Origin of the sequence: Thalassoglobus polymorphus (genome assembly GCF_007744255.1) — a bacterium.
In the GTDB taxonomy this organism is placed as follows: Bacteria; Planctomycetota; Planctomycetia; order Planctomycetales; family Planctomycetaceae; genus Thalassoglobus; species Thalassoglobus polymorphus.
This window is the reverse complement of record NZ_CP036267.1, coordinates 6,299,722-6,314,335: the sequence shown is the minus strand read 5'-3', so window position 1 is coordinate 6,314,335 and position 14,614 is coordinate 6,299,722. Positions and strand designations below refer to the sequence as shown.

General features: G+C 51.2%; 7 protein-coding genes. 4 read left to right on the top strand and 3 right to left on the bottom strand.

Annotated elements, in window-relative coordinates; translation table 11 throughout:
* Positions 1–266: 266 nt before the first annotated feature.
* Positions 267–5,321 (top strand): inverse autotransporter beta domain-containing protein, encoded by a 5,055-nt coding sequence (locus Mal48_RS22870; RefSeq protein ID WP_197441924.1) that lies wholly within the window; start codon positions 267–269, stop codon positions 5,319–5,321.
* Positions 5,322–5,571: 250 nt separating this feature from the next.
* Here the strand turns inward: Mal48_RS22870 and Mal48_RS22865 are convergent, their stop codons facing one another.
* Positions 5,572–7,500: a type 1 periplasmic-binding domain-containing protein gene (locus Mal48_RS22865; RefSeq protein WP_145205470.1), complete on the bottom strand. Its 1,929-nt coding sequence runs from the start codon at positions 7,498–7,500 to the stop codon at positions 5,572–5,574.
* A gap of 5 nt (positions 7,501–7,505) precedes the next feature.
* Positions 7,506–8,411: a formylmethanofuran--tetrahydromethanopterin N-formyltransferase gene (fhcD, locus tag Mal48_RS22860; protein ID WP_145205466.1), complete on the bottom strand. Its 906-nt coding sequence runs from the start codon at positions 8,409–8,411 to the stop codon at positions 7,506–7,508.
* A gap of 297 nt (positions 8,412–8,708) precedes the next feature.
* On the opposite strand from fhcD, the gene Mal48_RS22855 reads away from it, so the two are divergent.
* The 3 genes from Mal48_RS22855 to Mal48_RS22845 all read left to right on the top strand — a co-directional run bounded on the left by Mal48_RS22855 (position 8,709) and on the right by Mal48_RS22845 (position 12,918).
* Complete coding sequence (locus tag Mal48_RS22855; protein WP_145205463.1) at positions 8,709–10,847, top strand: FG-GAP repeat domain-containing protein; 2,139 nt, start codon at positions 8,709–8,711, stop codon at positions 10,845–10,847.
* A 200-nt stretch (positions 10,848–11,047) separates the two neighbouring features.
* Positions 11,048–11,692: an esterase/lipase family protein gene (locus tag Mal48_RS22850; RefSeq protein WP_145205460.1), complete on the top strand. Its 645-nt coding sequence runs from the start codon at positions 11,048–11,050 to the stop codon at positions 11,690–11,692.
* A gap of 422 nt (positions 11,693–12,114) precedes the next feature.
* Positions 12,115–12,918 (top strand): OmpA/MotB family protein, encoded by an 804-nt coding sequence (locus Mal48_RS22845; protein ID WP_145205457.1) that lies wholly within the window; start codon positions 12,115–12,117, stop codon positions 12,916–12,918.
* A 52-nt stretch (positions 12,919–12,970) separates the two neighbouring features.
* Here the strand turns inward: Mal48_RS22845 and Mal48_RS23445 are convergent, their stop codons facing one another.
* Positions 12,971–14,548, bottom strand: coding sequence for an alpha/beta hydrolase family protein (locus tag Mal48_RS23445; RefSeq protein ID WP_197441923.1), 1,578 nt, complete (start codon positions 14,546–14,548; stop codon positions 12,971–12,973).
* Positions 14,549–14,614 lie beyond the last annotated feature (66 nt).

The following is a 14,614-nucleotide window of genomic DNA, read 5'->3' as shown; positions in this document are numbered from 1 at the left end:
ACTCAACCTCTGCCGAAACAATCGCTTCGAACGGTTTCACCGCACCTTTCAGGCGAACCGTCACAGTTTCCCTCAACCGCACGATACGAATACGCCGAAGATTCAAAAGAATGCACAGACTCCGCGCTGTGTCCGTCGGAAGTGTCAAGACGGAATGGGACCGGAGAATTGTGTAAGGGGGTGCAATCATCGCCATGATTTGGCAGTGGTGTCGCATACTTAGATTGACTGAAGAACCCACTTGCGAGTGGCTGTTGGAGAGACTCATGAATTGGACTCGAAGGGTCGGCCTGCTCTGCCTTGGTCTGGTATCGCTTGGATTGGCGAAAGTCAGTTCTAGTCAGGATCCGGTTGTGATGAACAACGCCGATGGGCTTGTCTACCTAGACGACGTCAGCGGCTCTGCCTTCTTATCTCAAGATGGTGGAAACTACATCCTGTTCAACAAAGTTGTGGGGGATGGAGTCGGTCACGCTGACGGTTTCTCGCGAATTGGTGTTCGTACACGATTGTGGGAAAATTTCGATCAACATCTCTTCGGTGAAGTTCATTCAATGATCACCGATCATGGTCGCCTCGGTTACAACGTCGGGGGTGGATATCGTCGCCAGGTTGGTGGTGGAATTCTCGGTGTTCATGGCTGGTACGATGATTTTGATTCGACCAACGAATTCCGATACCGACAGATCACCACTGGTTTTGAATATCTGCACCCTATTTTTGATATCCGCTCCAATGGATACTTCCCGATCGACAAACGCGAAAACTTCGTTCGCGTTGTGGACCCCGGTACTGATGTTTCATTTCTTGAAAACCACCTGGTCACTGCCGGAGTCGGAGCCTTTGAACGGGCTTACTACGGTTGGGACCTTGAAGGAGGCGGACCAGTTCCACTCGCAGAGAACTGGCTACGAACCTATTTGGGTGTGTATCAACTTCTCTTTGATGATGACACAACAACAGGGGTTCGCTCACGGACTGAGGCACGCTTCATGGAAGGTGTGAACCTCAACTTTATCGTGAGCAATGATGACAAATTCGGAACCAACTTGAACCTCGGCGTTGAAGTTCGCTTCCGCGGGACCATGCCAACTCGCTTTCAGTCAGGCTTCACAGCTGATCGACGCTACGATCAGGTTCGACGAACATGGCCGATTCAAACCAGCGTCGAACTGGAAGATATCCCAGTTGCTCTCAACAAGCCTGGGACAATGGATCCAATTCACATCATCCACATCGACAACACCAACCCAGGTGGCACGGGAACATTTGAAGATCCACGAGGCGACTTGCCGGGATCCGATCCTGATGCCGACCTGTTCCTCGTTCGATTCGGTGCGGGTGACACACTCGGAAACATCACGCTACTGGATGGCCAACAACTCTTAGGTGAAGGCTTCGCACAGTTTGTAGATACCGATCGCCTGGGTGTCATTCAACTTCCTGACACATTCGATCAAACGAGTGGTCTCTCACCGACCTTGCGAGCAGCTGATGCCGGGATGCCCATTGTCACACTGGCAAACGGGAACATCGTCAGTTCATTCAACCTCGCCGGGACTGATGGCATCGTCGGAACCGACATTGACAGCTTCCTGATTGATCGAATTCATTCAGACGAAATGACAAACGGAATCAACATCGCTAACGCAAGTGGTGTTGGAATTCTGGCAGACATCGATTTCGATCTCGCTGATGGCGGAACCGGAATTCGTGTCACAAACACCACTGGCGATCCACTCGATCTCGTGATCGACGCAGTCATGGTCAACCAGGGAGCAAATGGAGTTGTTGTTGAGGCGAACGGAGCCAACATCGCCTTTGACATCGACAATGTCACCGTGGCAAACACCACGACACAGGCTCTTGGACTTCATGCAGACAGTGCCGACCTGACAGGAACAGCAGACAATGTGACCACTGATGGCAACGCTGGAAACGGTGTCATGCAAAATCTGGTCAACGCCACAGGAACAACAACGTTCACAACATTGAACTCAAGTGGAAACGGAATCGATGGTCTACAGGCCATTGCATCCGCCGGTTCTGATTACAACTTGAATGTCATCGACAGCACTCTCGAAATGAATGGTGACGACAACATTCAAACTGATGCACTTGGTGCGATGACTGTTCTTGATGTTTTCGTCGACCCAACCAGCCTCATTAACGCAACCGACAATGGATACGAGTTCCTCGCTTCAAACGGCGGAACACTCAATGCGACGTTCATCGATGTCGACCTCACCGGAAGCATGAACAATGCCATTGCCGGTGTCGTTGAAAGTGGATCAAATGCGACGCTCGACTTCGGAACATTGGTCAATCCCGGCTTCGATGCAACCGGAGCTACAAATGATGGCTTGAACCTGAAAGTCACTGATCAATCGAGCTTGACCGGTACATTCACAAATGGAAACTTCAGCGATAGCGGAAGCAACGCGATTCAGCTTGATGCCACAAAGAATTCGGATGTCAACCTGACATTCACGAATGTCACTGCTGACAACATGGCTGCTGACGGAAACGTTGTCTGGCGAGCCTCGACCGGTGCTCAAGTCACCACGACTTGGGACGGTGGGTCAATTTCTGACGGAGCAGCCACCGGTGTCACTATCGAGGCATCGGGAGTTGATACTGTTGTCGATGCTTCGATTGCCAACACGACGATCGACAGCAACGCCGGAGCCGGTATTGATGCTTCAATGCCATTCGGAATGAACAACGCAGGACTTTTCCTCAACCTGAACACTGTCTCCACCAGCCAGAACGGGACAAAAGGTGTCCAGTTTGACGCTTCTGGTCCCGGAATCCCAGCTATCCTGACAGCTGATAATCTGACCTCAACCATGAACGGTGAAGAAGGATTGAATGTCGTTGGAAGAGGGGGTGCCCTTGTTGGTGCCGACCTGATCAACTCGGACTTCTCATCGAACGGAACCTCTGGAATGTTCAGCGGAGTCAAAGCTTCATCGGAAGACTTGAATTCCGAAGTTGTCATCCTAGCTGATGCTGTCGACTCGAACTCGAACTCCTTACACGGTTTTGAGTTCAAAGCGAACGACAACGGCTCACTCCTTGCAAGCTTTGGATCTGGTGGAATTGGACCAGTCACTGCGTCAATGAACGACGGAAGTGGGGTTGATGTTTCTGGGACAGACATTGATGAAATCGTCCTCCTCGGGGAAGGCGAGAACGTGTTCCAGGACAATGGCCAAGTCTTGGGTACAGATGGAATCCACGTAGACATCAACAGAGCTAGCTTTGCAGTGATCTCGACTTCTGGTGAAGTCACTGGAAGCGGACGCGATGGAGTACGAATCCAGATGCAGGACGTTGTCACCGGAGGAATCGAAGTCCTTGGAGATGGGACAACTGCTCTCACTGGAAACGCCGGTCACGGAGTCAACATTCAACTTATGGATACAAACCTGACAGGTCTGAATATCGATGGCGTCGATCTCAGCGACAATGGAGCAGGATTTAACGGCCTGAACATCTTCGCAGACAACTCCGACGTGGCTGATGCAAACATTCTGAATGTCACTTCATTGAACAATGAAAACGGAGTGGTCATCGAATTAACCAACGGCAGCGACTGGAACATCACCGCCTCTGATAACACTCTCGGAGCAAACAATGTCTACGGGTTGCACATCAGTTCGGACAGCTCGGACACCACCAATGTCATTAACCTGAACAACAACGACCTTGTCAGTAACCAAGATACGAACCTTCGAATCGACCTGTCCGGAACTGCAGACTTTGAACTTCATGTGGATGAGAACATCATCGATGGAGACGGTCGCATTGCAGGCTTCACCAAGGGTCTGGAAATCTTCGGAGATGTATTAGAACCTGGGGATCGGATTCCACCAGACACAATGGGTGCAGTCGGAATCAATCATATTGTTGAAGTCACGAACAATGAATACGCATTGTTCGACAAAACGACAGGAGCACTCTTGCTCAGCCTGACTCCTGACCAGTTCTGGGCGCTCGCAGGTGCTCCACCGAATTCACAGTTTGACCCACGTATTATTTACGATCCGGATTCAAATCGATGGTTCGTAACTGCCATTGATGGTGGAAACCCAAACACGATTTATGTTGCAGTATCGAATACCGAAGACCCTACCGACGGATTCCAGTCTGTCAGCTTTCTGGGTGACACCCTTGGAAACATTCGCTTCAACGACTACGACACACTCGCAGTCGATGCAGACGGACTCTACATCACAACGAACAACTTCATTGGCGGCTTCGCAGATGTTTCGATCTATTCGATCCCGAAAGCCGACTTGATCGCCGCTGTTCCCGATGCGTCCAACATTTCACGCTTTGAAAATCTGGACGCCAGCGAATTCGGATTTACTCTTCAGCCGGTTGTGGACTTCGGAGCTTCAAACGGAAAAGCTTCGTTCCTGGCGACAAACGGAGGAGCTGGAAACAGACTCTACCTGACAGAATTGTCTGACACAGGAACCAACAGTGCACAGCTTCTAGGAACAACTGAGATCTTTGTTGACAACTACCAATCTCCACAAGGGGGCAACCAGCCGTTTGATGCAGCCCCCCTCAACTACGACGATTCACGTATCACCGGGAATGTGGTCAAAGTTGATGGAACGATTTGGGGTGTTCACGGAACGCTCACTGACAGCGGAACAGATGGCGTTCGCTGGTATCAAATTGATGAAGCAACGCAAACCGTGTTGCAATCTGGAACGCTCGAAGACCCAAGTCTCGATATGCTCTACCCATCTATTGCAATCAATGAAGATGGAAAAGCTGTGATCGGAATGACGCTCACCGGTCCGGGGCAATTTGCCAGCACAGCAGCTGTCTATGGAGAGACCCAGAACGGACAGATGACCTTCGACGCTCCTGTGGTCCTACAGAACGGAACGAATATTTACGAAGCCTTTGATGGCTCTGGTAGAAATCGCTGGGGTGACTACAGCGCAACTGTTGTTGATCCGATAAACGACAACACTTTCTGGACCTTCCAGGAAATGGTCAGTGGACTCGACGAGTCGACTGTCACCATCACACAGATCAACTACTCTCCAGACACCATCGCAGGAGACACGCTTGTCGACGGAATCAGCCTGAATGTCAGTGGTGATGCAATTGTTCGTGACAGTACTTTCACCTTCAACAGCATCTCTGGAAACATGACCAACGCCATTACGATCAACGCATCTGACAACGCTGAGATCAATGAGTTGGACGTGTTCAACAACATGATCTTTGACAATGGCATGGATACCCCTGTCATTAACAACACAAGCGGCGGAACTGTGATCATCAACCAATAAGCTAGAGCATCTTTTCGAATTGGTTTGCAGGTTCTGCCTCGTGGCGAACAGCATTTTCACTAGCGAAATGCGTTCTTCACGGCTACACGGTAGAGCAAACTGCTCTAGTCGATCACACGCTCGTCCGATTAAAACCAGCCCCGTACATTGAGTCAATGTACGGGGCTTTTTCTTTTCTGAACCAGCTACAGAACCGAGCATGCTCAGGCCCCGCAGTGCTGCTGAATCAGGATCTCATTTTTCACTTGTCTCACTTTACCTGCTTCCGAGGAAGAAATTTCCCTGCTGCCCGGATTTCCCAGACTTGTCGGCTGATAACATCCTTCCCATTGGTGTCGAGAACACGATCTACAAATTGAAAGAGACCGAATGGGACCTCGTCGCTGAACCAGACATCGCGTTGATAGCGGTGCATCACGCCGGCACTGTTTGCGACATCAGTATGCGTATATCCAACATGCGACTTGAATGCATCTGTCCGCACTTTCGTTTTGATATGACGAATTCTGGAACTGGCGTATGGGCGCCGCTTCGGAACTCCCCGAAAGAATGTTTGATCTTCTTCCGAGATTTCCGACCCATCCCGATTGTGGATAAACGTGACGGGTGGCAATCCAGCTTCTAGAGATTTTCGAGAGAACAGATACTCTTTCTCTTCACCATTACGAGTCACAGTAATGAGTCGATTGCCACCTTCGGCCGGGCCGGAATCCTGGAGACGAATAATCTGTGTCTCTCCGTTGTAAGCTTCGGTCTGAAGCTCAACCCAGTAGTCGTCCTGCTTCTCTCCTTCCGGGATCTCACCAATCCAGGAATAGACTTTGCGATCAAACTTTGGTCGGGGAACCGAATAGTCGATCCAACCACGGGCTTCCATCACGTTGTATAACCAGGGTTGAGTCCAAGGGCTGTTCGCTGGATACCAGGCAGAAAAAAGAGAGACCGCCAAGAACGCTAACGCCGGAACTTTTAGAAACCAAGTCCCTCCGCACCGGTTCAAGAACGGAATCATCGCCAACAGCCAAAACGGGATCAGCCACAGCGTCCACCGCAAGGCAACGCTCACCCCGCCATAGTTGTAGTTCTCGGTTTTCGTCATATAGAAGGCAATGACAATGAATGTAAGCGCCAGTCCTAAAAGGTGAAACGGACGCAATTTCGACTTCCACCACAGGAAGCAGGTCAGCCAACTTCCGAGGGTCAGCAAATAAATCGGTGATAGTGAAAAGATGCCGTGGTGTCCGACGAGGCAATGCATCAAGTAAACCGGGAAAGAGTCCTTCCCTTGATCAATGCCTTGAGGGTCAAGCCAGTAACTCGGTTTCCCTTCGAAGACAAATAGATACTTCTCAGTTCCATAGTACATATAGAACGGTTTCCACCCGCCGGTCGCATGGTAATTCGTCAGGAAAAATCCACCGATCGGAACCAGTGCCAGTGGCACAAAGCAGAGCAGCGTTTTCTTCGGATTGTTCTTCAACAAAATAAAGAACAGCCCCAAGCCGTACGCAGCCGCAGGGAGCTCATTGCAGACTCCAAAGGCTGCAAACAGCCCGCACAAGCCAAACCGCCACCAACTCTCTTTCTCCTGAGCAACAATTGTTATCGCCAAGTACAACGAATAGATAATGAACGTCGTTCCAATGGTGTGGTTATTAAAGACAGCCAAGAATGGAACCAGCAGCGTTCCCCAACAGGTGGCTGTCATTAAGAAAAGTTGCCAGAAGAGATTGTCGCAATAGGTGCGTATCAGCTTGAACATCAACCACATTGCAATGGTCATTGGAATGATGTTGATGATGATCAGGATAATACGAGCGACAGCTTCGGTGTTGTCGAGCAAGTTCATCCCGGTGACCGCTTTCACAGCACGATAAATCTCCGCAACCAACCTCGGAAGCAGCGGAGGCTTCGTGGAATAGAAGTGGTCGTTGTGCCGCACAATGTCGATGGTCCCCCATCCCGGCCGGGCCTGAATTTTGTCAATCTGATACGTATTCTCTTCCACAAGAGAATAGACAGCACACCAGCGAGAGCGGTCGTTGGCGCTTTTGAGTGCGCCCGAGCCAAGCAGTTTCGCCGTGATCAGCACCACAAAGCTGAATAGCAAAAAGAATGCAAACCAGCCGATCAGTCGCGATGGCTGGTTTGAGGTCGATTCAGAATCGAGAGTAGACATGCTCATTACAATAAGTCACGAAGGTAAAAATGATGCTTTCCGAGTTTCCCGCCGTAGTTCCCAGCGGTGATTCTCAACACGCCCTCACAGGACGACGCAGAATGTAACCCCGCCCGCATCGCGTTTTGAACCGCCTCGGGGGAAAGGCCATCGATAACGATTTCGTAAACGGCATTGCAGCCGTCAGGGAGTTCGCTTTCTGCAAGTGGACGAAGAGTGGGACAATAAACTTCGTTCGTACTTGCCCTCAACTTCTTATACTTCGAACCGACCTTACTCCCCGACCTGACGATCCCGCCGGGAAAAGGGAGAATGGAATCGGGGCACTTGCTGATTGCTTCAACCGCAACTTCCGTTGCGTGCAGGGTGGTCGCTTGTGAGTCTCCGCATAAAATCAAGTTTCCGCCGCCAACTCCAGTAACGGTTCCGAAGCGATCCTCACAAAGGAACTCACCATCCATTGTCGGGATGCGCCAAAATCGCTGTGAACCGAGCTTCTTCGAGAATTGAAAACCATCGCCAAAGAAGCGAATCGCACCACCGACTTGAATCTGTTTCTCTTTGGGACAATCCTGAATTCCGTTATAGCACGCGGTTGTAGGTGCGGTGAGTACACACTGGCCGACGCGACCTTGAACCGCACTCGCCAGCGAATCCCGGTCGAACCCAAAAGCGAGCACCGAAACACCTGGGCGTCCGTCCGGAGTTTCGTCCGGGCTGAGCTGCCGCTCCACAGCAACTTCCGCATCACACGCAATGACACTTGTCGCATATCCCGACATCTCCGCAGCTGCGATCCCCGCCCAACGTGGAGACACAGCTGTGATAATGGCGCGCGTCCCCTTCATCGGAAACGCTTCGGCAAACGTATCGACAACTTCGACGCCATTGAGCTCAAGGAATTCCGCCAAGTGATATTCTTTCTGATTGATTCAAACAGACTTCCAACTTGCCACAGGAGTTTAGAGAGCGCCGAGAGAAACCGAAAGATTGCCAGCACGTTGAAAGCAAATCGATATCAACAAGAAACTGGTGTGCCCTCGACAACATTGGCCCCCAAATGGCCCGCTTGCTCAACTGCGTCCATCGAAAGCCCCTACAAAAAGTTCTTCACCGCTCGTTCTTTAACTTCTGTTGAGGAATTCGCTACAGTCATGTCTCAGTAGCATCTTTCGAGAACTCTTCCTCCGCACCCGACCGAGTGAGACATGATGACTTTCATACGCACTTCGTTATTCCTGATTCTTCTGTTCATTGTTCCCGCAACCGTGTTCAGTGAAGATCAGCTGGAACCGATCCAGTACAACAATCCCGACCTGATCGTCGATCTCGGAGTCGGCCTATGGGCCTGGCCGTTGCCAATGGACTACGATGGCGATGGTGACCTCGATCTCGTCGTCAGTTGCCCCGACTACCCTTACTCCGGCACTTACTTCTTCGAGAATCCGGGGACCGGAACCGGGCCAGCGAACAGCACGCCGATCTTCAAACCGGCAGTCCGCATCGCTGATAAAATGTCGAATGTCCAGATCAGCTACTTCAATGATACACCCATCGTTTCTTCACCGGGACGAATCTATCTCGACTTCCCGAAGAATCAATATTCAAAATCGGTCAACCTGGGCGTCCCGAGTAAGCTCGACTTAGAGTTCAAAAGAACACGTGCTAATCAATGGAAACTCGTCGACTGGGAAAACGATGGTGACCTCGATCTGATTGTCGGAATCGGAATTTGGGACGACTACGGCTGGGACGATGCCTGGGATGAAGAAGGTGGCTGGAAGAACGGTCCGCTGCATGGATATGTCTACCTCGTTGAAAACCTCGCAACTTCATCCTCGGAGACACCAGTCTGGAAGTCCGTTCCTGAGAAAGAATCGTGGCCGGAATCACTCGGTCCAAAACCCAAATGGGCCAAGCCTGTTCAGATCCAGGCAGGTGGCAAACCTGTCGATGTTTACGGAATGCCCAGCCCGAACTTCGCAGACTTTGATGGCGACGGAGACCTCGACTTGATCTGCGGAGAATTCATGGACGGGTTTACGTGGTTCGAGAATACCGGAACACGCGAAAAACCTGAGTTGAGTGAGGGAGTGGTACTGGGTGCAAGACAAAAAGATGCGAAGAAAATTGAGACCCAGCATCGTATCCACATGGACTTGCAAATGATTACACCCGTCGCTGTCGACTGGGATGGCGATGGAGACATCGACCTCATCTCTGGTGATGAAGACGGTCGTGTTGCATTCATCGAGCGGTTCTCTGATTTCGAGAAACTCCCACCCGAAGAGCAAAAAGACCACTTACGGAGAACTCTTCTCACACCATTTTTTGGCCGCCCTCAATATTTCCAGCAAATCGCACACGACGTCAAGTTCGGAGCCCTGATCACGCCTGTCGGGTTTGACTGGGACGGCGATGGCGATGAAGACATTATTTGCGGAAACACAGCCGGGCATATCGGCTACTTTGAAAACCTGGGCGGCGGAGAGACGCCAAAGTTTGCTCCGATCAAACTGATCCAGGAAGCGAAGTTCCAAAGTGGCGGAACCCCGATCACTGAGGACTTGAGATATCAAGCCGGACCGAAAGGGTCGATTCAAGGACCATGCGAAGCGAAGTGGGGCTACTCGACGATCAGTGTCGCTGACTGGAACAATGATCAACGCCTGGACATCATCGGAAATGGAATCTGGGGAAAAGTGAGAGTCCATCTACAAGGCGATCACCACACGTTCTTCACTCATGATGTGAAAGCTCAGTGGAACGGTGACGCACCAAAACCGCAATGGACCTGGTGGACACCTGAGAATGGACAAATCGCCACACAATGGCGAACAACCCCCACTGCAGTCGACTGGAACGACGATGGCCTGACCGATTTGGTCATGCTCGACCACGAAGGATATCTCGCCTATTACGAACGAGCAAAAAAAGGGGATGAACTGTTCCTGAAAGCTCCGGAACGGATCTTCAAGATGGAAGGAAATTGCGAATTCGATGGACGTCATCGCGTTGTTGGTGAAAAGAAAGATGGACTGCTGCGGCTGAATGCCAGTCGTGCCGGAGGGAGTGGACGCCGGAAACTGCACTTTGTCGACTGGGACGGAGACGGTCGCAAAGATTTGCTCGTGAACAGCGAGAACGTCAACTTCCTTAAGAACGTCCGCACCGACGAAGATGGAACAGTCTGGTTCAAAGACATGGGCAAGATGGATTCCCGCCGCCTCGCGGGACATACCACATCCCCCACCACCGTCGACTGGGACAAAAACGGCATCCCCGACCTGCTCGTTGGAGCCGAAGATGGTCGTCTGTACTACAAAAAGAATCCTCGTGCAAAGTAGAGCCAGACCGGAAACTTGGGGAATGTTCTCTTCCCTCAGTCTCTCAGAGAGCAAATTCAGGTTTCAGGTTCAGTTCTATCACATCGCTCCGCCGGGCCGGTTCACCCGGCTCGGCGCGACTTCGATGAGGCACAATGGAACTTCTGGATGCGATGCCTACAGTCTCTGGTTGATGTCACTTCTTCCGAGGCAGATTTGAGATGACCACAGAGCAACTTGCCCCCTCCGATCACCCAGCGAAAGCCGTGATACTTTTGCACGGTCTCTTGAATCCGAGCTCTGCGATGTGGGTCCTGCAGAGGCGGTTTCGGAATCAGGGGTATCGCACTCTAATTTGTGGATATCGCAGCTTCTTTCAATCGATCGAACAAATCGCAGCAAAAACGATTCTCCGCTGCCAGCAATTTCATGATGCGTTGCCAGATGATTGTGAACTATCGATTGTCGGCCACAGCTTGGGAGCGATCCTGACGCGGTATCTTCTTCAGCAGCGAAACTTCCCTAAGCTGCGGCGTGTCGTCTTGATTACGCCGCCGAATCAAGGCTCGCATGTCGCCAGGCGAATGGGGAAAGTTTGCAAACCCTTTCTTCCCGTTGTCGAAGAACTTGCCGATTCCCCAGACAGTTTCGTGAACCGAATGTCTCAGCAGATGCCCGTCGAGACAGGCGTCATTGCCTCGGCTCCGGATTATCTCATCGATGCGAGTTGTACGCACATTTCGAGTGAAACTGATTTCACGACTCTGCCCGGCCCACATGGAATCGTCATTTTTCGGAAATCGGTGTTCGAAGAGACGCTGCATTTTCTTGAACAGGGACGGTTCAGCCGACAGAAAGAGTCGTGACTCAGCTGAACGTGCCCGAACGCATCAGAAAACACTCTCGCAACGACTGAGATCGGCAGTTTTTGCGCAGTTTCGGCTGAAGCTGCCGGACGTTGAAAGTGTTACAGGCCACAGGGATCGCCGTAACCCGAACGACTCGAATGTCACAGCAAACCGTTGTCTTCATTCAACTTATGTGCACTGAATGAAGACAACTGACACAGGGATTTCCTGAAGTGAGGACGATTCCTCGGCAAATCTTGAGTGGAAAGGGGTTCTCTTTAAAAGTTTTTCGACATAAAACTAATTCCCCTACGGCAGCATTCGCCTGTCACCATTTCCCCACTGATTTCCTTTCCGTCATTTTGATTTGCTCCACTCGAAACGATTTTGAGCTGGGCCGGCAAATCAAACCTTCCTCCTTCCAAACCAGGAATTCTTCGATGTCAAAAGGCATTCGAAACATCATCCTTGCATGCAGTCTATTCAGTCTTGTTGGCTGCCATAGTTACGCACCAGCCTGGCAAATGCGTCAGGCTCAGCTGCGGACTTATGAGATGTATCATGCACGCCAAAGACTTTCCGGTGAGCTTGCGCAATCCCAGGAGATGGCGAGTCAACTGGCTCTGGAGAAACAGCAGGCTGAGCAAAGTCTGGCTGTCGCCAACCAGCGATTACAAAATCTCGCTCAGGAACGGACTAAGCTGAATGATCAAGTGAAGCACTTGCTCACGACGCTCCCTGCTCCGAACAATCCACTGAGCGGATCAGCAAACAGACGCTTCGAAGACTTGGCACGCCGCTATCCTGAATTTGAATTCGACCCTGCAACTGGTGTCAGCAAGTTCAACGGCGATTTGCTCTTCGCAACAGGCAGCGACCAGATTCAACCGGGTGGACACCGCATCCTCAAGGAGTTCGCCCAAATCATGAACTCCGGAGATGCCAAGCAGTTTAACATCCTCGTTGTTGGTCATACTGATGACCAACCTGTCGTGAAATCTGCGACGAAGGCTCGACATGAAACTAACTGGGACTTGTCTGCTCACCGTGCAACAGCTGTTGTGAAATCACTATCGAAAACAGGGCTGGCTGAACCACGCATGGGCCTTGCTGGCTACAGCAAATTTCAGCCGAAACTCCCGAACACCAACGATGGTGCTCGTCAACAGAATCGCCGGGTGGAAATCTTCATCCTCGCTCCTGACGCTGCCATCGCCGGAAGGGATGCATCAACTCCTAGATAGTTGATCACCGAATTGCCGGACACTTCATGTGTCCGGCGTAAGCATGTCGAACTCACTTCAGAAGTTCTTCCAGCAATCCGGGAAACCACCCACTTTGCCAGTGATGTTTTCTCTGCGGGCCATCGATGTAAATTGCCGGGATCTCCAGACTCTTAAGCAATGAGTCCATCTCTTCATGATGTTCGCGGAAATTGTCGTATCCTGCGTGGATCAGCCGGTTGTCAGCGAAGTGAGATTCACCCGCCTGCTTCAGGATTGCTGACAATTGATACTCTTCGAAGTTTTCTTCGCTTCCGAAGATCGGCATCGAGCCGTACTTTCCAGGAGCACTCATCATCAGCGGAGCATCCCAGGCGGCGGCCTTGGCGAACTTATCCGGGTGACGTAACAACAAGCTCCATGCTCCCCAGCCCGATTTGCTAAAGCCAATCAACAATCGGCCATCTCGGTCATGACGACCTTCCGGAACGTTCCAGCGAACGAAGGGCAAGACCGATCCGAGAATGTACTGTTCCTGTTGAAGCTTTGGGTCGTCGGGGTGATCGGCATACCATGGAAGGTCGCTGAACGTTACTGTCACGAAAATGACCTGATGTTTCTCATGTAGCCCCTGCTGGTAAACTTCGGCAAGCGGACTTCCCCATTGACTCCCTTCGCCCGCTTCAACCGGGAGAAGAAAGACGATTCTCAGTGGCTTCTCTTTCTGAGCACGCAACGGTTTCAAGACATAGAGATTCGTTGGAGCTGATTGATGTTCTGACTCCAGTTGATATGTTTCGAGACCATTCTCTCGAAAGATGGCTTGCCCTTTGGGCGGGGCAGCGTGCTTTTCAATGAACTCCACAATCGGTGTGGAATCTTCCAGTCCATGCGGGTGATGGTTCACCCCTTTCTTACGGATCATCTGAATTGAACCGCCAAGTTTTCGATACCTGTCTGCAATCAACCCACTGTTTTCTTCCCACGGGACAACATCATCGGCATCCCCAAAAACGTGCAGCAGCGGAACTCCCGCTTGCGCGAGCGGACTGAGTTGATCAACCGGGTTTCCTTGATACGCCAGCGCTTCTTCTTCATTCTTGAAGTTCCACAAATCCAGAACAAGCTTCCAATTTTGCTCACTTCCTTTTCCGGTTCCTTTGCCTCCCGGCCAGCTTTTGAAATCACAGACCGGGGCATCACCATAAATACAGGCAACCTTTGTTGGATTGGCAATGGCCCAGTTGTAGCAGTACAACCCACCCCGACTCAGACCAACCAAAGCGACTTTGGGAGCTAGCTGATACTTGCCGGTCATCACTTCGTAGCACTTGTCCCAATGCTTCACAGCAGGCGGAGACCCCAGCATATTTGGGATCGACAGGTAGACGAGATGAAATCCACGATTGAGCAGCTCAATATCCGGAGCCGGTTTATGCCCGAAGAATTCTCCATGCCAAACCCACGGTCGCCCCGGAGCGACTTTCTTTGGCACGACGACCGTCGCCGTTTTTCCCTCGACATCAACCTGGTACTTCGCAAATCCGTGCCAGTCCCCAGCTTGCCCCGGGAACTGAACTGCCTCTTGAGAAACGCCTGTATCGGCGAAGCACATCAGAAAGAGAATTAAACTGGCGTGACAGATTTTCATTCTATTCTTTCTATCGCAGTGGCCTGTTGCCTCCGCAAGTTTGCGTTCCTATGCATTGCATTGCTG

Excerpts from the sequence above, each read along its gene's own strand:
- Mal48_RS23445 (WP_197441923.1), bottom strand. The coding sequence starts at position 14,548 with ATGAAAATCTGTCACGCCAGTTTAATTCTCTTTCTGATGTGCTTCGCC.
- Mal48_RS22855 (WP_145205463.1), top strand. The coding sequence starts at position 8,709 with ATGATGACTTTCATACGCACTTCGTTATTCCTGATTCTTCTGTTCATT.
- Mal48_RS22865 (WP_145205470.1), bottom strand. The coding sequence starts at position 7,500 with ATGTCTACTCTCGATTCTGAATCGACCTCAAACCAGCCATCGCGACTG.
- Mal48_RS22870 (WP_197441924.1), top strand. The coding sequence starts at position 267 with ATGAATTGGACTCGAAGGGTCGGCCTGCTCTGCCTTGGTCTGGTATCG.
- Mal48_RS22850 (WP_145205460.1), top strand. The coding sequence starts at position 11,048 with ATGACCACAGAGCAACTTGCCCCCTCCGATCACCCAGCGAAAGCCGTG.
- Mal48_RS22845 (WP_145205457.1), top strand. The coding sequence starts at position 12,115 with ATGTCAAAAGGCATTCGAAACATCATCCTTGCATGCAGTCTATTCAGT.